We start from the raw sequence: 22,711 nt of genomic DNA, 5'->3' as shown, positions 1-22,711 counted from the left end.
CTTACCTCACACCGTCATTTAGTATATCAAGCAGGTTTGACCTCTCTGCGCCGTCTTTAGTTCTAAACTCAGGTTTAAAGTTATTTTTAAACGGCACGGTCACGTTTGCTTGAGGAGCGTGGCACTGAGTACAGTTAAACCTATCATCGCTTAGCTTATCTGCTAAGTCTTTGTTGTTTCTGATACTATAAAAGTGCGATTTAGGCAGAGGCGTAGCTCCGGCGTCTTTGGCTACATCAGGCATATGGCAGGTTACGCACATATTCATATCTTTGGTGATAGGGATAAGCCCTTCTAGATCGTGAGGGATCATCGGAGGAGCGTTTTCAAATGCGCGCTCTATATTTTTAGCGCTTCCTGCAGGATCGGTTGAGTACTGATACTCCAGTAGCTTGACTGAATTTTCATCCATTACGTCAGAGCTTCTTAATCCGCCCAAATCCTTTGGCTTGTTGTCCGCGACTGACGGCGCATTACACCCTGCAAGGATGATTGCCGCAGCCATTGCACCAAGTGCAAACCTAAAAGTTTTCATTCATTTTCTCCTTAAATTTCTTATACTAAATTTTAACGCGTCATCACCGCAAACGTCTATACAGCGTCCGCAGCTAATGCACTCGCTAGATGTTATCAGTCCGCTTTCTTTTCCGATTATTCCCAGCACTTGGCTTTCAGGGCATATCGTTTTGCATTTCATGCATTTTGTGCAGTTTTGGCTATCATGATCTATGCGAATAAACGCAAATTTGCCTATTGTCGCATAAAAAGCGCCAAGAGGACAAAGCTTTGAGCATATCAGCCTATCGCCTACAAAAGCGTCTATGGCAAATACGCCAAAAGCCACAAATATCCAAAGCGTGCCGCCGTATATGATACCGCGCTGAATTATGCCGATAAAGCTTACTCCCTCAAATGCAGGCGTTTGCATGATAACCGACATAAAAAGCACAAAGGCAAGTATGTAGTAGCGAAAGCTTTTAGAAAACACGACTACTTTTTTATCTTTGTCGTAGCCAAATTTCACTCTAACAAATCTTGCAAAATCTGTTATCATATTTACCGGACATACCCAAGCGCAAAATGCACGAGGCGCGATAAGAGCGTATATCAACACAACTATCAAAGCCCCAAGCGCAGCAGAGCTGGCAAGTGTAAAACTAGCCAAAAATAGCTGCAGCACCGCAAACGGATCGCTAAGCGGGATAGTGCCAAAGATCATAGACGAGCTTAAATTTCCTTGCAGAATTTTAAGTCCGTAAAGATTACTAATCAAAAACAGAGTCAAAATGGAAATTTGAGTTATTCTTCTAAGCAGTAAGTATTTCATCATATCTCTCCGCTATTAAGGTAGTCTTTGACTTTGTTTTGATCAAGCTTGATCTTGGTGTCTATATCTTTTAGTCTCGTATCATCGCCCTCGATCCAGCCTTTAACGTAGTTGTCATTCACTTCGCCAAGCCCTATCTCTCTTGGAAGCACGAAAATCGCCGCTTTTTTCGTTACGCAGGCGTTTTCGCATTTTCCACAGCCCGTGCAGTAATTTGCATCCACCACGGGAAGTAAGAATGCGTGCTTTTCGGTTCGTTCGTTTCTTTTATACTCAAGCACCAGAGCCTTATCTATAAGCGGACAAGCTCTATAACAGGCGTCGCACTGAATTCCCGCAAAGGCTATACAGCTATAAGGATCAAGCACGGCTATACCCATGCGAGATTTGTTGATATCAAGCTTATCATCGGTGCTAACGAGATTCACGTCAAGAGCGTCCGTCGGACAGGCGACCGTACAAGGGATATCGGTACACATGTAGCAAGGCACCTCTCTTGGCGTGAAATAAGGCGTTCCAAAGCTTATATTATCCCCAAGCTTAGCTAAGCTTAGCGTATCAAAAGGACACGCCTCCACACAAAGCCCGCATCTTATACAACTAGCCATAAAGCCCTTCTCATCCCTTGCTCCGGGCGGGCGAAGGATGAGTGTTTGAGCCTTAAGATTAGTCTGCGTACTCCAAGTAAAGCCTCCGGCGATTACTAAGCTAATCGCCTTTAAGCCAAATTTGAGTACTTCGCGCCTATCTTTCATATCTATGCCTTGTAAATTTTAACCGCGCATTTTTTGAAATCGGTCTCTTTTGATATCGGGCAAGTTGCATCAAGGCAGACTTTATTTATAAATACGTTCTCGTCAAAAAACGGCACATATACAAGTCCTACAGGCGGCTTATTACGTCCTCTTAGCTCTACTCTTGCTTTAACTTTACCGCGGCGAGACTCAACCCAAATGATCTCGTTTTGCATTACGCCAAATTTCTGTGCATCTTCTTCATTCATATAGCAAAGCGCTTCAGGCACCGCACGGTATAGCTCAGGAACGCGCATTGTCATAGTTCCTGTATGCCAGTGCTCAAGAACACGTCCTGTGCATAGCCAAAGCGGATATGTATTATCAGGCATTTCGCACGGATCCATATAAGGACGGAAGAAAATTTTAGCCTTGTTATGAAGCGAGAATTTCTCATCTCCGCTTGTCGCTTTGATTAGGTCTCCTCTTGGAAGTTTTGCGTCTTTATTGCCGTAGAATGCAAATTTAGCCGTCGGATCGGCTTTTTTAGCATAAGGGTCAAATTTCGTATTAAATCTCCATTGTGTCTCTTTGCCGTCAACTACAGGCCATCTTAGTCCGCGAACTCTGTGATATGTATCAAAATCAGCCAAGTCATGTCCATGCCCTAGTCCAAATTTACGGTAGTCTTCCCAGAGGTATTTTTGGATAAAGAAGCCATATCCTTCAAACACCTTGCCGTCGCTTCCTACTACTTTTCTGCTATCTCCAAATACTTCGGTGTTATCATAATCTTCCATGATAGGATCTTTTGCGCTATAACTTCTTGCCTCTTTGTTTGCAAATAGCACGTCAAATAGCGTATCTTCTTCGCTGTATCCCATAGCCTTAGCCTCTTCAAGCACGCTTGGAAGAGTTAATTTATCATCTACTTTTTGCTCTTTCCATACCTCTTTTAGCTTAAAGCGTTTTGAGAATTCTAGCATCTGCCATGTGTCAGTCATAGCTTCGCCCACAGGAAGAACTTGTTGTCTCCAGTGCTGAGTTCTACGCTCCGCGTTACCGTATGCGCCCCATTTTTCATATATCATAGCAGTTGGAAGGATAAGATCGCCTACTTTAGCCGAAATTCCCGGATACGGGTCTGAAACGACGATAAAGTTATCCATCTCGCGAGCCGCTTTTATCCAGTGGTTTGCGTTTGCAGTGTTGTGCCACGGGTTATTTACGTGAACCCAAGCCCACTTGATCTTGCCGTCTTCTAGATCACGCATGATTTGCATGTAGTGAGGACCCGGCTTAGGATTTATCGTGCCTTTTGGAAGCTTCCAAATTTTTTCTGAAATTTCGCGGTGTTTAGGGTTTGCTACAACCATATCCGCAGGCAAGCGGTGAGCAAAAGTTCCAACCTCTCTTGCCGTTCCGCAAGCAGAAGGCTGTCCTGTTAGCGAGAATGCTCCAGAACCTGGAAGCGCTTGCTTGCCAAGCAAGAAGTGGATCATGTAAGCTTGCTCGTTTACCCATGTGCCTCTTTGGTGCTGGTTCATACCCATAGTCCAGAAGCTTACAACCTTTCTTTGTTTTTCTATATATAGCTCGGCTAGAGTTTTTAACTTCGCTTTAAATTCCTCTAAATCCTCGTTCGGATCGCCCTTTGCAAGTTTGGCAACGAAGTCAAGAGTATAAGGAGCAAGAGCCTTTTTAAACTCTTCAAAGCTTATCTCCCAGTGATTTCCGGCTTTGGCGTTATTTTTATTTTCCATAACATCGCCGGCTTTTAGTCCAAGATAAGCAAGGGTTACGCCCTCATTATCACTTAGTTTTTTCTTAAGCTCTGTTTCTAATATGTCTTTTTCATTTGTGTATTTCGGATGGCTAGGGTTATTTCTTAAGCCATATCCGATGTCCGCAGGACCTGTTGTAAATATACAATGTTTTTTAACAAATTCTTCATCTATCATCTCAGGGTGGTTATAAACTATCTCGCGAGCGATGTAGTTAAATATCGCAAGGTCGGTCGATGGAGTAAATATGATCTCGATATCGGCCAAGTGCGAAGTTCTGGTAGAATATGTACTTAAATTTACTACTTTTACTCTTTCAGGATCGGCTAGCTTTCTATCGCTAACTCTCGCCCAAAGCACAGGGTGCATCTCCGCCATATTTGCGCCCCAGCAGACTACCGTGTCGGTTAGCTCGATATCGTCAAAACAGCCAGAAGGCTCATCTATACCAAATGTCTGCATAAACGCAACAACCGCAGATGCCATACAGTGGCGAGCGTTTGGATCGATAGCGTTACTTCTAAAACCGGCCTTTATAAGCTTAACGGCTGCAACACCTTCCATTACGGTATATTGACCCGAGCCAAACACACCTATACCGTGAGGTCCAAGCTCGTTATAAGCTTTTTTAAACTGCTCGGTCATTACGTCAAACGCTTTTTGCCAGCTTACTTGCTTAAATTTGCCCTTTTTATCAAATTCGCCCTTTTCATTTACGCGAAGAAGCGGATGAGTGATACGATCCTCTCCGTACATGATCTTGGCGTTAAAGTATCCTTTGATACAGTTTAAGCCTCTGTTTACAGGAGCAGCCGGATCTCCTTTAACGGCTACTATTTTGCCGTCCTTGGTTGCAACCATAATACCGCATCCCGTTCCGCAAAAACGACATGCAGCCTTATCCCAGCGCCAACCTTTTTCGGCATTTGAATTTGCCATTAGATTAGCAGGCATCGCTATACCGGCACTAGCACAAGCGGCACTTGCAGCGGCACTCTTAATAAAATCTCGTCGATCCATCTTTTCTCCTTAAATTTTTTAAGTTTTTTCTTAAAATTTTATTTTATATTTTAGATATTAGCTTACAAAAGCTGAGTTTAAATTGATTAAAATCAATTAATTTATTATTTAGTTTTGTTTAATTAACTTAGATAGTGATTTATATTATTATTTATAGTTTAAAAAGACATCTTAAAATCATTAAGATATAAAACTTTATACTAACTTTTTAAAACAAAAGTAGAAACAAAAACTAAAATGTTAAAAATGAAAATATTTATAATCAGTGTAAATTTGTAACATTTGTATAATAAAATCTAGCAATTATCTTTAAAATTTATTAAATATAAGAAATAAATTGGGGAATAAAATTTGGTGGAAGCGAGGGGGATCGAACCCCTGTCCAAAAACAAAACAACCACAGCCTCTACACGCTTAGCAAAAGTGAAATTTTCATCTAACAAGGCTCACTTTCCAAAACCAAAAGCCAGACTAAGACAAAATTTCAGCTTGAAGCTTGTCAAACTACAAACCTACTCTATCTAGGGTTACTCGCTTATGTTTTTAGATAGTATCAAAACAAGCAAGGCTCAACTGAACTTACGCAACTTTAGCGTAAGCAGGAGCGAATTTAACGTTATTTGCGTTTAATTTTAATTTGAGCTTTTTACGCTTTGCTCAAAGCGACGTGCCACCATGACCGCTCTGCTCCTGTCGAAGCCAAGTCGCTCCCATAGAAAGTCGCGTATTGTAGTTTATTTTTATTTTTTTGTCAAACATCAAGCTTTGATGGAATTTTTACAACTAAAGGATTTAAAACGCTAAAAAATTCAGAATCCGACTCTATATCATCGCGATATTTACCAAACTGATCACTTACAATCAAAAGCCAATCGACAAATTTATCGTTTGCCGGACCTTCTAAATCTTTAGCCTCAGAACAAACCTCTTCACTTAGAACAGTAAGTTTTAAAATGGGCTCAATCTTCATAAATGATGCTGCTGATTTTATATTATGAAAAATTCTTGAAAGTTCCTCTATGTTATTTTTATACTTATCTTCTTTAGCTAACCCTATGACAAGAGGTTCCATTATATCACACATTAAAGAGTAGTGAGATAGGAATTCTTCAACGATATCATAAGAGTAGTCAATCTCAAGATTTTTTAATATGCCCATACTTCCATCCTTAAATATTCAGGGCAATTGTATCATTTTTTTGATAAAATTAATCAAGCATAAACGCAAAAGGCAGGGAAAATGAGCCAAAAAGAGCAAAAAATTAACGTAAATAATATAAAAAATAAGAAAAATTTAGAACCTGTAGTTATGATTACGGCTTATGATGCGCTATTTGCCAAGCTGTTTGACGAGTATGTGGATATCATACTCATAGGCGATAGCTTAAACATGAGCTTTAACGGCAAAAAAGACACTCTAAGCGCTACGATGGATATGATGCTATACCACGCTACGGCTGTAGCAAATGGGACAAAAAGAGTATTGACGGTAGCCGATATGCCTTTTGGTAGCTATACCGATGAAAGAACAGCTCTTAAAAACGCCATCAAATTTATCCAAAAAAGCGGAGTTGATGCCGTCAAGCTTGAAGGCGGCAGAAATATGGCGACTATCATAAAAAAGCTTTGCGAAAACGGCATAAACGTCATGGGACACATAGGGCTTATGCCTCAGCAGGTTAGGTATGAGGGCGGATACAGGATAAAGGGTCGCAAGGAAGACGAAGCGAAAAATTTGATAAAAGACGCAAAGGCTCTTGAAGAAGCGGGAGTATTTGCGATCGTGGCAGAAGGCACTCTTAGCGACGTGGCAAAAGAGATAGCAAGAAGCGTAAATGTACCCGTAATCGGCATAGGCTCGGGAGTTGATGTCGATGGGCAGGTTCTTGTATTTTCCGATATGCTTGGGTTTTTTGAGGAGTTCAAGCCAAAATTCGTAAAAAGATATCTAAATGGAGCGAATTTAGTAAAAGAAGCGGTTAAAGCTTATGCAAACGAGGTTAAAGCAAGGGCTTTTCCAAGTGAAGAATTTGAATATAAAAGCTAAATTTAATAGCAAAAGGAGAGAAATTGAAAATTATAAAAATTTTATTTTTGGCTGTATTGTTAGGCGCTCAAGTTTTTGCTACTACAAATTTAAAAAACGCAGCCAAAGAAGCTTTTGATAAAAAAGACTACATAAAAGCTAGTGAAATTTTAAAAGAACTTTGCGATAAAAACGACGGATACGGCTGTGCCGCACTTGCAAATATGCACTACAACGCAATAGGCGTTAAAAAAGATCAAAATTTAGCTTACGAGCTTTTTAGTAAAGCTTGCGATCTTGATAACGGCACAGGATGTTTTGACCTCGCGCTTATTTATAAAAAAGGTGAGCTCGTAAAACGCGATTTCAAAAAAATCGCCGAACTTTATACAAAGGCGTGCGAGCTTAAAGAAGATAGTGCTTGTGCAAATTTAGGACTTATGTATGATAAGGGCGAAGCTGTAGAAAAAGATCACAAAAAGGCTAAAGATCTATACTACAAAGCTTGCCATCTAAATAACGCGGTAGGGTGCTATAACTTCGCATTGATGTATTACGAGGGCAAAAACGTCCCAAAAGATGATAAAAAAGCATTTAAATTTTTTGACAAAGCTTGCTACATCAAAAGCCCTCATGCTTGCCACGCACTTGGCGTGATGTATGAGCACGGATATGGCGTGGAGTCAAATGTATATTACGCCTACGACTCTTACTCTACGGCTTGCAAGATGCTAAACAGCGACGCATGCGCGGCAATAGGCATAGAATTTAAAAACGGCAAAATCGACAAAACAACTTACGATAAATACGAATCCGAAGCAGAAGCCTGCAAGCTTGGAGATAAGAATTCGTGCGAGATTATCAAGGAGCGTTTGGCTAAATTTTAGTCTTGAAATTTTGGCTAGATTTACTGGATAAATAAACAAGGCGTTTTATAATCCAGCCTGCTCTAAAAAGGCGGCTTTTATATCGCAAATTCATTTGTTTTGGCGTGACATAAATTTGATGAAGCGGATATTTTATATCCAAATTTGCATAAAAAGATTAAAATTTTAACCTTTTGACAACTTAAAGCAAATTTAATGTAAAATCACCTTAATAAATTTAAAAAGTTAAAATATGGACAGAATCGTAGAAATAGAAAAAGTAAGCTTTGAAAGCGAATTTGAAACATCGCTTCGCCCTGCAAAATTTGAAGATTACATCGGACAAGAAAAGATAAAGCAAAATTTAGATGTGTTTATCAAGGCTGCCAAAAAGCGCGGAGAGTGTCTTGATCACGTGCTTTTTTACGGCCCTCCGGGGCTTGGCAAGACCACTCTTGCGCACATCATCTCAAACGAAATGGGTGTAAGTATCAAGATGACGGCGGCTCCGATGATAGAAAAAAGCGGCGATCTAGCAGCCGTGCTTACAAATTTACAAGAGGGCGATGTGCTGTTTATCGATGAAATTCACCGCCTAAGCTCGGCTATCGAAGAGGTGCTTTATCCTGCGATGGAGGACTTTAGGCTTGATATTATCATAGGCTCAGGACCTGCGGCGCAAACGATCAAGATCGACCTGCCGAAATTTACGCTTATTGGTGCTACGACGCGAGCAGGTATGATTTCAGCTCCGCTTAGAGATCGCTTCGGGATGGATTTTAGACTGCAATTTTATAGCCATGAGGAGCTAGCCAGAATCGTTCAAATAGCCTCGGTAAAGCTTGGCAAAGAGTGCGAAAAAAGTGCCGCTCTTGAAGTCGCAAGAAGGGCGCGCGCAACTCCTAGAATCGCACTTAGACTGCTAAAGCGGATTCGAGATTTTGCCGAAGTAAATGATGAGCTCATCATCTCGCAAAAACGTGCCAAAGAAGCTCTTGACGCGCTTGGAGTAAATGAGATCGGATTTGATGAAATGGATATAAAATATCTTGAAATTCTGCTTGACGCCAAACGCAAGCCTTTAGGGCTAAACACTATAGCCGCAGCACTTAGCGAGGATGAAGGCACGATAGAAGACGTTATAGAGCCTTACTTGCTAGCAAACGGCTTTATCGAGCGCACCGCAAAAGGTCGCATCGCAAGCGGAAAATGCTACGATACGTTTAAGCTTAAATTTAAAGATGAAAAAGGGCTTTTTGACGGATAAATTTATCTGCGTTATAAGGCTAAATTTATGAGAAATTATCCCAAATAATCTAAAATTTTAGGCGGTGGGTTTGTTTTGTCGTTTAAATTTGAATTTATGTATTAAAATGCTAAGCAAATTTAAAATTGTTCTGATTTAGCCGATATGGCTAATTGTCGGTTAAAAATTCTTGCAAATTTTATATAAAGAGGATATGGATGGTTAAAAATAGTAAAATTTTCTTTGGTATATTTGTATTTTTCGCGCTTTGCCTTCTGCTTTATCTTTTTAAGCCGTTTTTGCTAAATATCTTTATCGCGATGCTATTGGCGGTTGCGACATCAAACATAAACGTAAAATTTTTAAAGCTTACAAAGCACAGAGAAACACTATCCGCCGCTCTTACTACGGCGATTTTATTTTTGCTATTTATCGCGCCCTTTCTTTACGCCGTCATCGCGCTGGCAAAGCACGCGGCAAGCTTTAACATGGATTATGTAAGCAATACGATTGATTACATTAAAAACTATGATTTCGCGCTACCTGCGCCAATTGAGTTCCTAGAGCCTAAATTTAAAGAGCTAATTACCGAAATCGACTTTAAAGTTATCTCGGCTAAAATCATCTCAAATTTGGCAGAAATAGGCAAATTTAGTGCAAATTTTTTAGTCGATATGGTGATGATTATTATATTTTTCTTTTTTTCGATTCTATACGGAAGCGATCTTATCAAATACTTAAAAAAAGCCGTTCCTATGAAGCCTGAAGATACCGAATACATCCTAAGCGAAGTGGCTAACGTGATGAGCGTAGTTTTTTACTCGATAATCATAAATACTATTTTTCAAGGATTTTTGTTCGCCATCATCGCAATGATTTACGGATATAGCGGATTTTTAATGGGAATTTTGTTCGGATTTGCTACGCTTGTACCGATTGTGGGCGGATTTTTGGTTTGGGGACCGATTAGTATTTATGAATTTGCCAACGGTAACTTAAGCGGCGCTATCGTCATTGCGGTTTATAACATCGTGGTTATCTCCATCGTTGCCGATACGCTTTTAAAGCCTCTTATAATAAAATTTATAAACGATCGTTTGGTGAGAATTCCGACCAAGATAAACGAGATGCTTATCTTTTTTGCAATGATTGCCGGAATTACGACGTTTGGGTTTTGGGGCATTATCCTTGGACCTGCGATAGTTACGTTTTTCTTATCAACCATCAAGCTTTACGTCTTACTTAAAGAGCGGTCGGTGGTATAAATTTAATCATTTAGCCGATTTAAAATTTGGCTAAAGATTTATAAAATTTTACATTTTAACTATCTATAATTAACAAGAAAATTTCACACAAAACTCACTTTAAACTTAAATATAAATTTACACCTATAAAAAATTAAAAATGCGATTTTATCGGCTAAAAATATAATAAATTAGACTTAAAAAAGCAAATTTTAAGCTTTTAGTATGATATAATTTAAGCAGAAAATTTAATATTATATTTTAATATTAATTATATTAAATATTTTTACAAGGAGTTCGTATGAGATTACTTAAACTTAGTTTGGCGGCGGCAGTTATAGGTTGCTTTGGTGTTGCAAACGCTTCTGATTCGCTTGTAGACGCTCTTACGGGCGGCAAATTAAACGGCAAGGTTCAAGCCACATACGTAGATCAACAAGACGAAAGAAGTAGTGTGCATGACGAAGAGCTTCTTGGTGTGCAATTTGAGCTTGGTTATACTACGGGTTCATTTTACGGCTTTAGATTAGGTGTTACGGGGCAGGCGAATTTACTGCCGATCAACGAGAAAAAAAAGAACAACACAATGTATGATAAAGAGTGGAGAACAGAGGGTTTTACATTATCTGAAGCATACGTCGGCTATATGCTTAATCAAACCGATATCAAATTCGGTCGCCAATACGTAAACACTCCGCTTGTAGCGGGCAACTACACTCGTGCTTTTAAAGAGGCCTTCGAGGGTCTTACCATAAGAGACAAGTCGCTACCAAATACGACTTTAATAGGCGGTTGGTATTATAAATTTCAAGGTAGAAGTGCTGTAGTTTCAGGGCACAAAAATGGTCATGCACCTAAATTTAAGGATAAAACCATCATAGGCGGTATGGGGCCGGTAGCGTTTAAATTTGACAACATCTTTACGGGCGCTATCATAAACGAGCCTATGGAAAATTTAAAGCTAACGGGTGCTTATGCAAGAGTAACTGATCTAGAAGCAAAACCAAGCGCAAAAGGCGATATAAATTTATTTTTAGCCGAAATGAATCTAAAATTCCCTCTTGAGCTATTTAGCTTGGGTTTTGATGCAAACTACAAAGGCTCTCGCACTACCGATACGCTTGATAATTTAAACTACGAAGGCGACATGCTTGGATTTAGAGCCGGAATTTACGATCTGGCAGGATTTAACGCGAGCTACGCATATACAACGGTAAGCGATGATGACGCTTTACTCTTTGGTGTTGGAAACGGTCCTGGATCATACACTTTCTTGCCTATTCGCGGACCTTTCGTATTTACCGGTTTTGCTGGCATGGATACTCACAAATTTATACTTGGATATGATTTTGGCGCTATAGGGCTAAACGGCCTTAAAACCTCGTTTCAGTACGTAAAAGGCGAGCAAGACGCTCCTAACGTAAATGCTGGCGCGACTAAAAAAGGCGAAAGAATGGATATAGAAGGCTGGGCTGCAATAGCAAGCTATAACATTCCTCAAGTTAAAGGCTTGTCCGCATCGGTAACCTATGTCGAGCTTGAAAGAGAAAACTACGACGCTGCAAACAAGGTTACAAAAACCGATCAAAACGAGCTTTGGCTACAACTTGGGTATAAATTTAATATATTTGAGTAGTCTTTTAAGAAGTAGGGCGGTTATCCGCCCGTTATACAAATAAATATTGTGCTTAAACCCCTCTAAAAGCCGCCTTTGCATTAGAGATATCCTTTTCATCAGGATGGCTTGCCGCAGCCGCCCATCTTGCTTCACGTTCCGGAGTGATAGGATGAAGCGCTTTATCACCTGCTTTGGCAGCCATTTCTCGCATCTGCTCTATCAGTTTTGGATCGATTGCGCCTTGACAGATAAATTCTCGCATGATTTTATTGCCGTTTTGCTCTAAAATTTCTCTACCGACCTCAAGCATTTTGATACCGTGCTCGCCTTCAGGCTCGGCTCCAAGAGTTATGAAAAGCCCGACGTTTTTGTTTTTGATTTTTTCTTTTATGTAGCGTTTAAAATGCGCATCGGGACCGCCCTTATCGACGTAAAATCCAACTCCCACGAAGTCAAATTCGCTTAAGTCTTTAACTCTCTCATCTTCAAAGCTAACCGCTTCACAGCCGATCTCTTGCGCTATCGCTTCGCCTACTTTTCGTGTATTTCCTGTTAGCGAGCTATAAACTACAATTTTTTTCATTCAAAATCCTTTCTTGCTATTGTCGATATCTCTTTTGAGATTGTATTTCCCCAAAATACGCCGTCTATGCTTAATTTTATACCTTTTTCATCTACGCTCATATATCCGTGCTCTTCGCATTTTTTAAATAGCTCTTTAAGCTCGCTAAGAGTTTCGTTGCTGATATAACCGCTTATGTCGTTAAATTTTACGCTTGGATACTGAAACATACTCATAAATTTACCGAATTTTCTTTGATTTTCGGTTGTTTTGGATATCATTTTGCGCTCTTTATTCATCGCAAACATGCTAAATTCGCCGATCTTTCCGCCTGCTCCAAAACCGATAGGCAATATATCCGTGCCTTTGTGTGAAAGACGGATGTATTTATACTCGTCTCTGTTTTTTCGGTTTATCTTTGTGTGTTCTAAAACTTCGTAATCTCCGCTTTCAAGAAGTGAATTTGCAAAAGCGTGATGAAGCTTTTTATCGGTTTGTAAGTCATAGTAATCAGACGAAATTTCCTTAGACAGCACGGAGCCTTCATGAAACATCAGCGAATAAAAGCTTGAGCTATCTATCTTAAGCTCTTTTATGAGGCGTGCGTCTTCAAGCACTTCATCTACTGTTTGATTCGGGTAGTTATAAATGATGTCTATACAGACGAATTTATCGAAATTTTGGCGAATTTCGCTAAGTCTTTTTATAGCGTCATCTTTTCCGTAAACTCTATTTAGAAGCTTTCTTCCCTTGTCGCTAAAGGTTTGAATGCCTATACTAAAGCGATTTACTCCAAGGCTATCAAGCAGCTTGAGCTTTTTTAGATTTAAGTTGTGCAGAGTGCTCTCAAGGCTGAATTCGCAGGTGGAAGAAATTTTAAAATTTTTATGTATAGCGTTTATGATAGGCTCTAAATGGCGCTCTTTTAATGTCGTCGGAGTGCCTCCGCCAAAATAAACCGACTCTATGCTTTTTTCTTTTAGATATGGGAAATTTCCGTATTTTTCGATTTCGCTTAGCAAAAATTCCGTATAAGTGTCAAGCTCGCCGTCAAGTTTGCTGCGATTCATCGAGCAAAACGAACAGATATTATCGCAAAACGGGATATGAAAGTATATCACGCCTTCTTTTTGCTTGGGAGATCCTTGTAAAAATGAAAAAAGCTCCTCCTCGCTTGCAGGTATCGGTCTGCCTCCGCCTCCCGTGTGATGTCCTTTTACGCGCTCTTTAAACATTTTTAATCCTTTATTTTGAATTCGTAAGGTTTGGTTATGATGCAGTGATTGATATCTTTTAGTACCGATATCTGCATTTCTTTTGTGATTTTTGCCGCTTCGTCGTTAAAAATTTTATTTTTTCCTCTTACGGAGACTATCTGGATATCGCCGTTTGTAACCTTAAAATCAACTTCAACATAAAAAGTATCCTTAAGTCTAAGCATAATCGCCTTTTTAGGATAATCCGCTCTTGGCTCTTTTAAGACCCTAAAGCCGATATTTTCTTTGCAGTAGCTCTCTTTGTCTATATTTGATTCTTTGGCTTGAGGCACATACAAGGGCTGCGGCTGCTCTACGGGTGGCGCAGGCTCTTGTATCATAGGTGTGTCAGTAAGCTCTTTTATCTCTTCTACTATCTTTTTTTCAGGTTTTTTGATCTGCTTTTTAGGCTTTGGCTTTTTTATATCTTTTGGTTTTTCAGCCTTTTTGATTTCGGGATTTGGTTTAGGCTTGATCTCAGGCTCGGTAACGGGTTCGGGCAAAATTTCAGGCTCCACAATAGGTTCATGGTCTATATTTGGCTTGAAATCAGGCTCAAGAATTTCAGGTTGCGACTGGGGTTGCTCTGGCAAAATTTCAGCCTGTTTTGGTTGTTCTTTTTGTAAATTTAGCACTACTTTTATCTCTTTGTTTTCCTCGGTTTTTTTTGAAAGAATTTCATCCGATTTTAGCGGTATAAACAAAATAGCGATATTAATCGCCAAAGAGATTATAAAGTAGCGCATAATTACTCTTCTTTTTTATTTTGTAAGCATATCATAAAGCTTTTCTATACCTTCTCCTATGCGAGGCGTTCCGCGAAGCAAGAGCGAAGAAGGAACGGTTATGACTTTATTGTTTTTAGCCGCATTTGTTTTAGCAAGCACGGGATTTGTTTTTAAGAAGTCGCTATCCCCGCCCATTCCGCCTATGATGACTATAAAATCAGGATTTGAAGATAGTATAAATTCAGGCGAAATTACAGGAGTTGCGCCTTCTAGTCCGTCAGCTACATTTACAAAACCAAGCTGTTTGAGCATATCTCCTGCTAGAGTTTTTGACGTAAATGCCATCATCGGAGTTGAAGAAAATAGCGAAACTACTTTTTTGTCTTTTAAATTCGGATCTTCAAAGCTTTTAAATTTAGCTTTTATGCCTTCGATTACCTCTTTTGCTTTTGCCTCTTTGCCTGTTATTTTGCCCATTTCCTCGATATTGTGATAGATGTCATTAACGCTATCCGCTTTTAGGGTAATGGTTTGTAAATTTAGCTTTTTAAGGCTGTCTTGTATATCTACCGAGTGAAAACTAACGATAACAAGATCAGGCTTTAGCTCGACTATCTTTTCTAAATTCGGCTTTGTATAAGTGCCTACCGTTTTTAGTTTGGAAGTCTTTTCTTCGGGCCAAATTTTTGACATAGATAAATTTGAGATAGCGGCTATCTGATCTTCCGCTTCAAGCATATAAATAATCTCAACAACGGCAGGGTCGAGTACGACCAACTTTTTGGCGTTTATAAAGCTTGCCAATATAGCTAAAACTACAAATATTTTTTTCATATTAATCCTTTAATGCAACCACAAACGGGTTATTTTTATATTCGATTACATCACAGTTAAGACCGTAAATTTCTTTTAAAATTTCTTTCGTATAAAGCTCTTTTGGAGCGCCTTTATATCTTACTTTTCCATCTTTTAGCATCAAAATTTCATCGCAAAACATCGATGCTAAATTCAGATCGTGCAAAACCATTATAGATAGTAAATTTAGCTCTTTGGTAAGCTTAGTGCAAATTTTCATAATCTCAATTGCGTAGTTTAGATCAAGTGCCGAAGTAGGCTCGTCTAAAAGTAAAATTTTCGGCTCGCTTACAAGTGCACGCGCCAGCAAAACTCTTTGAAATTCTCCACCGCTTAAAGAGTGCGCGATACGTTTTGCAAAGTGCGATATATCAAGTAGCTCCATTACTTCTTCGACTTTCTTTTTATCCTCTTTGCCGTATCCTGAAAATTGGCTTTTAAGATGACAAAAACGCCCCATAAGCAAGATATCTTCAACTAAAAGAGGCATTGAGAGAACGGACTTTTGAGGAACGAATCCAAGAGTCTTGGCAAGCTCTTTAAGTGAGTAGTCTTTAAGGGCTTTGTTGCTGATTTGCACTATGCCGCTTTTTGGTGCAAGTACTCTTAAGATGTTTTTTAAAAGAGTTGATTTGCCGCATCCGTTTGGACCTAAAATTCCTATAAATTCGCCATTTTTAGCACTTAAGCTTATGTCTTTTAGTATCTCTTTGGTGCCGTAAGTAAAATTTAAATTCTCAACAACCACACTCATCAGACTATACCTTGCTTTGATTTAATCGCTAAAAATAGAAAAAACGGTGCACCGAAAAACGCAGTTACAACTCCTATGGGAATTTCGATAGGATTTAGCACGCTTTTGCCTATCGTGTCGCATGCCAAAAGAAAAAACGCGCCCGTAAACGCTGAAGCCGGGATTAAGACTGCATTGCTTGAAGTTTTTAGCAGCATTCTTAATATGTGAGGAATGATAAGTCCTACAAAGCCTATCATTCCTGTAAAAGCGACTGAGAAGCCAACAGCTAAAGATGAGACGATGAGTAAAATTTTTTTAGTCTTTTCTATATCAACCCCAAGACTTTGAGCCTCTTCATCTCCGCTTAAAATGACGTTTAGCTCAAATCTTTTTAGATAAAAATATGACATTGAAAACGCTAGCGGTATTATGATATATGTAATTCTCTCCCAGGTAGCACCGCTTAGATGCCCCATTGTCCAAGCTACTATCCTAAAGCTATCTTCTCCTATTAGATAGACTGCAAAAGATGTAAAAGCACCTAAAAAAGAGGCGAAGGCTATGCCTATGATTAAAAGAGTGGCTATTGATTTGCCTTTTTTGGATAGTTTAAAAATGATGATAGAAAGTATCGCCGAGCTAATGAAGGCAAAAATTCCATAGTATATGTCAGGTAGCTTAAAAAGATAGGCTATAACAGCACCAAATGTAGCACTAGCCGCTATTCCTATGATGTATGGATCTGCAAGCGGGTTTAAAAATACGCTTTGAACGACTACGCCTGAGCTTGCAAGAAGCATGCCTATTAAAAGCGCCATAATCAAGCGAGGAAGCCTAAGTTCTACTAATATAGTCTGCTTGATCTCATCTATCTCTTTGCCAAGAAAGAAATTTATGATATCGCTTTGGCTGATATCGGCTCCGCCTATGCTTAGTGATATGATACAAAGAATAAGGGTGAGTATCGCAAGAACGATACTCATCTTGGTTTTAGTAAGCATATTTAAACTCTAAGTGGTTGGTTTGGGTATTGTATTTATATACAGGTGTATTTGATACGATAATTTTATTAAGCACTTTGTTTATCCTTTTTGATCAGTTTTTCTTTTTGATATTAAGCTCTACGTTTTGGACGTTTGCGTCTTTTAAATTTGATATCACATCAACTACTTTGCCGTAGTTTATAGCCTCGTCCGCATTTAAAGTTATGTTTTTCTTTTGAGAAGGGCTTAAATTCGAAATCTCCTCTTTTAAATTTTCGTGATTTAGCGTTTTTTCGACCTCATTTATCTTAAGTATCAAACTCTCGTCAAGCAAGTAAAATAACTGAACCACGTCATCTTTATTTTCTTCCAAATTTGAGTTTGTTTGAGGTAGAGCTATGTCTATATGAGCGAATTTGTTAAAAGTAGTCGTTACCATAAAAAACAAAAGCAAGACAAATATGACATCAATCAAATTTAGCATAGAAATGCTAGCACTTTTGTGTCTATTACGACGGACAAACTTCACAGCATTTCCTTTCACAGCATCTACCAAATAAGCTTATGAGCCTGTTTAAATCATTTAGTATAAAATCAATCTTTTTATTTATCATTAGATGAAACACTAGCGAAGGAATTCCCACTATAAGTCCCGCCGCAGTCGTATAAAGCGCTTCTGATATGCCTATAGCTACGAGTGGAGCATTTACGCTTGAGCTAAGTCCTTCAAATGCCTTTATCATGCCCACAACCGTTCCTAGAAGTCCAAGCTGAGGGCTTGCGCTTGCACAAAGTCCTAATATCCAGCTTCTTTTTTCTAAATTTGAAAGCTCTACGGTCACGGCTTCTTCTATGATATATTCGACTTGAGTTTTGCTTGTGGAGTTTAAATTTTCGATATTATCAAGAACTAATATAGTTGTTTTTGCAAGCGAATTTTTGTAATTTTTGCAAAATTCCCTTATCTTTTTGGTATCGCCTTCTAGTATGAGATTGCTAAGTTTCATCTTAAATGTGCTTGTTGCATCTATCTCTACAAAAGTGAAGTAAAAAGCTTTCTCAAGCAATACGGCAACAGCCAAAACACATAGAAAAAATATAGGCCACATAAATATGCCGCCTGTTTGTAAATACTCAATCATAGTTCCCCGTTCTTTGTTTTATGAAATTTACAAAAAAATTGTATCATCAAATTTATTAAGCGATAATTAAAATCAATATGCTATAGATATATAGTAAAATTTAAGCGAGCTTGCTTTGCTCGCCTAAATTCGTTAGTAGTTATATTTAAACTCTACGTAGTAATTTCGCTCCGGAGCAGGGTCGTAAGAGTTGTTTTGTTTGCTTTGAGTATAATTATATTTTTCATTAAATAAATTTTTTATACCCGCAGACACTAAAATTCCCTTTGTAAATTTATAGCTTAAACCCACATCAACAATTTTCCTGCTGTCTATCTTGTCATAGTTTGCATCAAGAGAGCTTGATAGATATTTAAAGTCGGTTGAAAAATTTAAGTTTTTAATAGGTTCATACTCGGCTCCTATTACAAATTTGCTTCTTTCCACTAAAGGAACTTTGCGTCCTGAATTTTTGCCTGTTTTGATCTTTGCATTTACATACGAAAAGCTCTCTTTTAGCTTAAATTTTCCAAATTCTTGTTCTGAATAAATTTCGGTTCCATATCTTCTGGTCTTGTCTATATTTTTAAAATTCCATCCGTCGCTAACGTTTCTTCCAAGAGAGACTGTTAAAATTTCATCTTTGGTATCCGTTAAAAAAAGAGTCGCGCTAAAGAAATTTCCGAAAATAAGATCTTTAAGTCCAAGCTCATATCCATGATATGTTTCTGATTTAAGATTGTTTAAGACATAAGGTCCGTTTGGCCCAAGCTTATCTATAAGTTGATTTGGTCCCGGAGATATATATCCGCGCTCAAATTTAAAATAAACACTTCCGCTATCTGAATATTTAAAATTCGGCGTTATCTCATAGGCGTAGTTGTTTTTATCGTCTCCTACTTTTAAGTAGTCTTTTGTATTTATAGTTCTACCGCCCCTACTCATAGCTACACTAACATCTCTTATTACATCATAATCTGCTCTTTCAAACCTCGCTCCTGCACTTAGAGAAAAGATGTCGGTGAAGTTATGTTTCTCAAGCAGATATAAAGAGTGGGTTTGCTTTTGCATATCAAATACGGTAAGTTGATTTCTTGAAAACATAGGCGTTTTAACATTGACGTTTATCATCCTGTAGCCTTCGTTATTTAAGTAATCATAACCTGCTATAAGTTCGCCGCTACCGTAGTTATATCTTGTTTTTACGTTTGCTCCGGTTTTTTTATCTTTCATATGAAAACCGTCTTGAAGAATTTTCACGTCTTGATAATAAGGCATGATGTGCATATCGAATTTATCATTAAATCTAATCGCATAGTCTGCGTCAAAATTTAGTCTTTTGCTTGTGGTTAGGGTTGATTCCCCTCCCGCTTGTCGTCTATTTATAGCCATCTCTTCTGCGGATAAAGTTGGCACCCCGTAAGTTTTGGCCTTAAAATAGCTTGGGTTAAAAACTATGCTTTGGTTATCTGAAATTTTGTAATTTAATCCAAAAGAGGCGTAGTGACCTTTGTTTTTCTCGTCATATCTATAGCCCTTTTCATCAAACGCCTTGGCGGTAGCTTTTAAAAATAGATCTTGCGTTACATTCCCGCCAACGCCTAAATTTAGATCTTTGTATGAGTATGAGGCTATTTTGGTAGATATGTTTGCGTATGGTTTTACGGATTTTTGTTTTGTTATGATATTGATAACTCCTCCGCTGGTTCCGCTTCCGTACAGCACGGCTCCACCGCCCGGTATGATTTCTATTTGTTCGATATCTTCTATTGGAACGAGATCTATAGGTATAGTCGTAGGGGTGGTATCTATCATATTCATCGCAACACCGTTTAAAAGCACCTTAACAGATGTGTTTGCCTTGCTTCCTTGACCTCTAAGATCTACAGTTTTGCCGTTGAAGCTAACTCCGGGAGCTTTTTCTAAAATTTCTTTTAAATTTTTATAGCCTCTGTTTTCTATCTCTTGGGAGGTTATTATCGATACGTTTCTTACCTCATCCTTTAAAGGACTCTCAAAGCCAGTAGCCGTGATAACGGTCTTATCAAGTCTTGTATTTACATCAGAGCCGTAAAGAGCGGCTACCGCGACAATACTAATGGTTGTGATTTTTTTAAACACCTTTCTCTCCTTGTCTATTTTGAACTGTTTTTATCTACTTTTATTTTTATATATTTAATACCGCGCAAGATATGTTAAACACACACTTTATAGTTGCGGTTTTGTTGTCTTAAATTGTTTTTTATGAAATTTACGGAAAAAAATTGTATCATCAAATTTATTAATCGATAATTAAAATCAATATTTTAATTATCTTACAAAGAGAGTTTAGGCGAGCCGGTTTACTCGCCTAAATTTGTTAGTAGTTATATTTAAACTCTACGTAGTAATTTCGCTCCGGAGCAGGGTGGTAAATGCCTCTTCCTCTTTCTGCGGTAGTGTCATAGTATATGTAGTGTTTTTTATCAAATAGATTTTTAATACCGCCTACTAATGAAAAATTCTTTGTAAAATTATATCTTGCCGATACATCTACTAGCGTTTTTGAACTCATTTTTTCATTACTATTATTTAAAATTTTTGAAAGATATTTTACGTCTGCATATAAATTTAGATTCTTAATAGGCGCATAATCAACTCCAAATATAAATTTTTGCTTGGCTATGTTTGGAAGTTCTTCTTTTACGGTTATCGTTTGCCCTGTTCTTGGGTTTTCTCTTTTAAATGTAGCTTTGGCGGTTACACGACTGTATGACTGAGTGAGCTTTAGCTTGTTTTCTATTAAAGATTGCTCTGAATAAAGCTCAAGCCCGTATCTTTTAGCCTTGTCTAAATTTATATATTTTCTTTCCCAGTTAATGTTTGGATTCATAGGATTGCCGTGCGGTTGAGTCCATTTGGCAAATATCATGTCCGTAGTATCCGTATAAAACAGTGCTGCACTAAAGAACTGATCAAAAATCATATCTTTTAATCCGACTTCATATGTATAGAAGGTTTCTGGCTTTAAGTTGTTAAATTGATACTCGTATCCGCCGGGAATTTTGATATTGTCCACAAGTTCTTGCGGAGAAGGTGATACAAAGCCTTTTTCAAATTTCACATAAGTATTTCCCGTATCTGAATACTTAAAATTTGGAGTTATCTCAAATGCGTAAGAATTTGTATTTTTGCTAGCATGAAACATAGGTCTTTTTATGGCACCTTTGCTTTCGGGTCTTTTTACGTCATAGGAGGCTCTTTCGTATCTGGCGCCCAAATTTAAAGATAGCATATCTGTAAAATTATGCTTTTCTAAAAAATATACCGAGTGGATCTCTTTTCCTAATTCGTCTTTTTGAGATAGCTTGTCATATATATCTTCGTAGTTGTATCCGAAAATAAACTCGCCTCTGTCGTAAGTAAGTCTATTTTTTAAATTCGCACCTATTTTTTTATCCGAAAATTTGATTATATTTTTTCCGTTTTGCTCAAATTTGGTGTGTAAATAGTAAGGCATAAAGTTGATTTCGTAGTTATCGCTAAGTTTTAAAGAGTAATCAAGCGTGATATCAAATTTTTTATAAGTTTGCGGAGCTTCAGGTCTACTTGATTGGCGACGATCCTGCTCTACTTGCTGTTTTGTAAGAGCTCCGCTTTGATTTTCATATTTTTGAGAGTAAAAGCTAGGAGTTATAGATATACTTTGATTATCGTTTATCTGATAAGTGATACCGCCGTTTAGATAGTATCCGTTTGTCTCTTCGCCTCTTTTATATCTTTTGGAATCAAAGCCTTTTGCACTAAATTTTAAAAACAGATCTTCGTTTACGAGTCCGCCTATACCGATAACTGCATCTTTATAGTTGTATGAAGCGATTTTAGATGAGGCGTTAGCGTAAAAATCTCTAGGTTTTTTCTTTGTGATAATGTTTATAACGCCACCCGCAGTTCCTCCTCCGTATAGAACTGCTCCGCCTCCTGGTATTATCTCGATCTTTTCTATATCCTCAACCGCTATTAAATTTAACGGCGTAGCTATACTTCCATGTCCCGCTTTTAGAGTATTTAGATTCACTCCGTTAATTAGTGTTTTGACATTGGTTTTTGCATAAGGTCCTTGACCTCTCATATCTATCTCTTCTTCGCCAAATATTCCCGCATTTGATATATATACTCCGGGCGCTCTTTCAAGCACTTCGGATACGCTTGTATACCCTCTATCCTTAATCTCGTCGGCTGTGATGATGTATGCATTTTTTACCTCGTCTTTGAGTTGGGTTTCAAAGCCTGTTGAGGTTACGATAGTCTTGTTGAGTTTCGTAATTTGTTCGCCCGAGCCATATAAGCTTATCGTAGTCACAAAAGACGTGATGATGACCGCTTTTACTAAGCCTACCTCTTTTTTGTCATACATTTTTGCTCCTTATTGTGTAATTAGTATTTTAAAATATAGTTATTTTATTTAGAACAAATATAAAATTTAGTAGTAATATTATAACTTTATTACTTAATCGATAATTAAAATCAATATTGTATTATGAAAAAAGTATATTTTTTGAATAATTAATATTTTATAAATTTTATTAAATTTAAAAACTAGGCCGAAAGAGATATAGTCGCTAA

Annotated in this window: 20 protein-coding genes and 1 other RNA gene; 5 read left to right on the top strand and 16 right to left on the bottom strand. The window is 38.1% G+C overall.

Features of this window, described 5'->3' with window-relative positions:
* Position 1: 1 nt before the first annotated feature.
* The 6 genes from ACHJH3_RS09755 to ACHJH3_RS09730 all read right to left on the bottom strand — a co-directional run bounded on the left by ACHJH3_RS09755 (position 2) and on the right by ACHJH3_RS09730 (position 6,024).
* A complete protein-coding gene (locus ACHJH3_RS09755; protein WP_169940180.1) occupies positions 2-535 on the bottom strand; it encodes a nitrate reductase cytochrome c-type subunit in 534 nt (177 codons plus the stop codon).
* Positions 536-1,327 (bottom strand): quinol dehydrogenase ferredoxin subunit NapH, encoded by a 792-nt coding sequence (gene napH / locus ACHJH3_RS09750; RefSeq protein WP_407064647.1) that lies wholly within the window; start codon positions 1,325-1,327, stop codon positions 536-538.
* On the bottom strand, positions 1,327-2,082 hold the full coding sequence (gene napG, locus ACHJH3_RS09745) for a ferredoxin-type protein NapG (RefSeq protein WP_407064636.1): 756 nt from the start codon (positions 2,080-2,082) through the stop codon (positions 1,327-1,329). Before napG ends, napH begins: the two co-directional genes overlap by 1 nt.
* 2 nt (positions 2,083-2,084) lie before the next feature.
* Positions 2,085-4,865: a nitrate reductase catalytic subunit NapA gene (napA, locus tag ACHJH3_RS09740; protein ID WP_407064635.1), complete on the bottom strand. Its 2,781-nt coding sequence runs from the start codon at positions 4,863-4,865 to the stop codon at positions 2,085-2,087.
* Between the two features lie 352 nt (positions 4,866-5,217).
* Positions 5,218-5,577, bottom strand: a transfer-messenger RNA (tmRNA) gene (gene ssrA / locus ACHJH3_RS09735).
* Between the two features lie 39 nt (positions 5,578-5,616).
* Positions 5,617-6,024, bottom strand: a complete 408-nt coding sequence (locus ACHJH3_RS09730; protein ID WP_407064634.1) for a phosphorelay protein — start codon at positions 6,022-6,024, stop codon at positions 5,617-5,619.
* A gap of 81 nt (positions 6,025-6,105) precedes the next feature.
* Here ACHJH3_RS09730 and panB point away from each other — a divergent pair, with 81 nt between their 5' ends.
* The 5 genes from panB (at position 6,106) to ACHJH3_RS09705 (ending at position 11,883) form a co-directional block, all read left to right on the top strand.
* Positions 6,106-6,912, top strand: coding sequence for a 3-methyl-2-oxobutanoate hydroxymethyltransferase (panB, locus tag ACHJH3_RS09725; protein WP_407064633.1), 807 nt, complete (start codon positions 6,106-6,108; stop codon positions 6,910-6,912).
* 23 nt (positions 6,913-6,935) lie between these two features.
* The gene (locus ACHJH3_RS09720; RefSeq protein ID WP_407064632.1) at positions 6,936-7,778 is read left to right on the top strand and encodes a tetratricopeptide repeat protein; all 843 of its coding nucleotides are present in this window, start codon (positions 6,936-6,938) and stop codon (positions 7,776-7,778) included.
* Positions 7,779-8,010: 232 nt separating this feature from the next.
* A complete protein-coding gene (gene ruvB, locus ACHJH3_RS09715; RefSeq protein WP_172199788.1) occupies positions 8,011-9,024 on the top strand; it encodes a Holliday junction branch migration DNA helicase RuvB in 1,014 nt (337 codons plus the stop codon).
* Between the two features lie 197 nt (positions 9,025-9,221).
* Positions 9,222-10,268: an AI-2E family transporter gene (locus ACHJH3_RS09710; protein ID WP_172199791.1), complete on the top strand. Its 1,047-nt coding sequence runs from the start codon at positions 9,222-9,224 to the stop codon at positions 10,266-10,268.
* A 280-nt stretch (positions 10,269-10,548) separates the two neighbouring features.
* Entirely contained in the window at positions 10,549-11,883 is a 1,335-nt protein-coding gene (locus ACHJH3_RS09705) for an OprD family outer membrane porin (protein WP_407064631.1), read from the top strand.
* Positions 11,884-11,935: 52 nt separating this feature from the next.
* Here ACHJH3_RS09705 and ACHJH3_RS09700 read toward each other — a convergent pair whose 3' ends face one another.
* The 10 genes from ACHJH3_RS09700 to ACHJH3_RS09655 form a co-directional block, all read right to left on the bottom strand.
* Positions 11,936-12,448: a flavodoxin family protein gene (locus tag ACHJH3_RS09700; RefSeq protein ID WP_407064630.1), complete on the bottom strand. Its 513-nt coding sequence runs from the start codon at positions 12,446-12,448 to the stop codon at positions 11,936-11,938.
* Positions 12,445-13,662, bottom strand: coding sequence for a radical SAM protein (locus ACHJH3_RS09695; RefSeq protein ID WP_407064629.1), 1,218 nt, complete (start codon positions 13,660-13,662; stop codon positions 12,445-12,447). Before ACHJH3_RS09695 ends, ACHJH3_RS09700 begins: the two co-directional genes overlap by 4 nt.
* 2 nt (positions 13,663-13,664) lie before the next feature.
* Positions 13,665-14,429, bottom strand: a complete 765-nt coding sequence (locus ACHJH3_RS09690; protein WP_407064628.1) for an energy transducer TonB — start codon at positions 14,427-14,429, stop codon at positions 13,665-13,667.
* A 15-nt stretch (positions 14,430-14,444) separates the two neighbouring features.
* Entirely contained in the window at positions 14,445-15,245 is an 801-nt protein-coding gene (locus ACHJH3_RS09685) for an ABC transporter substrate-binding protein (RefSeq protein ID WP_173030750.1), read from the bottom strand.
* 1 nt (position 15,246) lies between these two features.
* A complete protein-coding gene (locus ACHJH3_RS09680; RefSeq protein ID WP_172201247.1) occupies positions 15,247-16,020 on the bottom strand; it encodes an ABC transporter ATP-binding protein in 774 nt (257 codons plus the stop codon).
* Positions 16,020-17,003, bottom strand: a complete 984-nt coding sequence (locus ACHJH3_RS09675) for a FecCD family ABC transporter permease (protein ID WP_173030751.1) — start codon at positions 17,001-17,003, stop codon at positions 16,020-16,022. Before ACHJH3_RS09675 ends, ACHJH3_RS09680 begins: the two co-directional genes overlap by 1 nt.
* 94 nt (positions 17,004-17,097) lie before the next feature.
* Positions 17,098-17,514: an ExbD/TolR family protein gene (locus ACHJH3_RS09670; RefSeq protein ID WP_169940218.1), complete on the bottom strand. Its 417-nt coding sequence runs from the start codon at positions 17,512-17,514 to the stop codon at positions 17,098-17,100.
* Entirely contained in the window at positions 17,495-18,127 is a 633-nt protein-coding gene (locus ACHJH3_RS09665) for a MotA/TolQ/ExbB proton channel family protein (RefSeq protein ID WP_407064627.1), read from the bottom strand. Before ACHJH3_RS09665 ends, ACHJH3_RS09670 begins: the two co-directional genes overlap by 20 nt.
* A gap of 132 nt (positions 18,128-18,259) precedes the next feature.
* On the bottom strand, positions 18,260-20,227 hold the full coding sequence (locus ACHJH3_RS09660; RefSeq protein WP_407064626.1) for a TonB-dependent receptor: 1,968 nt from the start codon (positions 20,225-20,227) through the stop codon (positions 18,260-18,262).
* 238 nt (positions 20,228-20,465) lie between these two features.
* The gene (locus ACHJH3_RS09655; RefSeq protein WP_407064625.1) at positions 20,466-22,502 is read right to left on the bottom strand and encodes a TonB-dependent receptor; all 2,037 of its coding nucleotides are present in this window, start codon (positions 22,500-22,502) and stop codon (positions 20,466-20,468) included.
* Positions 22,503-22,711: the final 209 nt, after the last annotated feature.

Origin of the sequence: Campylobacter canis, from assembly GCF_045504005.1 — a bacterium.
Classification (GTDB): domain Bacteria; phylum Campylobacterota; class Campylobacteria; order Campylobacterales; family Campylobacteraceae; genus Campylobacter_A; species Campylobacter_A canis.
Note: the sequence above shows the minus strand (reverse complement) of the source record. Positions and strands in the feature narration are given on the sequence as shown.

Excerpts from the sequence above, each read along its gene's own strand:
- ACHJH3_RS09755 (WP_169940180.1), bottom strand. The coding sequence starts at position 535 with ATGAAAACTTTTAGGTTTGCACTTGGTGCAATGGCTGCGGCAATCATC.
- napH (WP_407064647.1), bottom strand. The coding sequence starts at position 1,327 with ATGAAATACTTACTGCTTAGAAGAATAACTCAAATTTCCATTTTGACT.
- napG (WP_407064636.1), bottom strand. The coding sequence starts at position 2,082 with ATGAAAGATAGGCGCGAAGTACTCAAATTTGGCTTAAAGGCGATTAGC.
- napA (WP_407064635.1), bottom strand. The coding sequence starts at position 4,865 with ATGGATCGACGAGATTTTATTAAGAGTGCCGCTGCAAGTGCCGCTTGT.
- ACHJH3_RS09730 (WP_407064634.1), bottom strand. The coding sequence starts at position 6,024 with ATGGGCATATTAAAAAATCTTGAGATTGACTACTCTTATGATATCGTT.
- panB (WP_407064633.1), top strand. The coding sequence starts at position 6,106 with ATGAGCCAAAAAGAGCAAAAAATTAACGTAAATAATATAAAAAATAAG.
- ruvB (WP_172199788.1), top strand. The coding sequence starts at position 8,011 with ATGGACAGAATCGTAGAAATAGAAAAAGTAAGCTTTGAAAGCGAATTT.
- ACHJH3_RS09710 (WP_172199791.1), top strand. The coding sequence starts at position 9,222 with ATGGTTAAAAATAGTAAAATTTTCTTTGGTATATTTGTATTTTTCGCG.
- ACHJH3_RS09705 (WP_407064631.1), top strand. The coding sequence starts at position 10,549 with ATGAGATTACTTAAACTTAGTTTGGCGGCGGCAGTTATAGGTTGCTTT.
- ACHJH3_RS09700 (WP_407064630.1), bottom strand. The coding sequence starts at position 12,448 with ATGAAAAAAATTGTAGTTTATAGCTCGCTAACAGGAAATACACGAAAA.
- ACHJH3_RS09695 (WP_407064629.1), bottom strand. The coding sequence starts at position 13,662 with ATGTTTAAAGAGCGCGTAAAAGGACATCACACGGGAGGCGGAGGCAGA.
- ACHJH3_RS09690 (WP_407064628.1), bottom strand. The coding sequence starts at position 14,429 with ATGCGCTACTTTATAATCTCTTTGGCGATTAATATCGCTATTTTGTTT.
- ACHJH3_RS09685 (WP_173030750.1), bottom strand. The coding sequence starts at position 15,245 with ATGAAAAAAATATTTGTAGTTTTAGCTATATTGGCAAGCTTTATAAAC.
- ACHJH3_RS09680 (WP_172201247.1), bottom strand. The coding sequence starts at position 16,020 with ATGAGTGTGGTTGTTGAGAATTTAAATTTTACTTACGGCACCAAAGAG.
- ACHJH3_RS09675 (WP_173030751.1), bottom strand. The coding sequence starts at position 17,003 with ATGCTTACTAAAACCAAGATGAGTATCGTTCTTGCGATACTCACCCTT.
- ACHJH3_RS09665 (WP_407064627.1), bottom strand. The coding sequence starts at position 18,127 with ATGATTGAGTATTTACAAACAGGCGGCATATTTATGTGGCCTATATTT.
- ACHJH3_RS09655 (WP_407064625.1), bottom strand. The coding sequence starts at position 22,502 with ATGTATGACAAAAAAGAGGTAGGCTTAGTAAAAGCGGTCATCATCACG.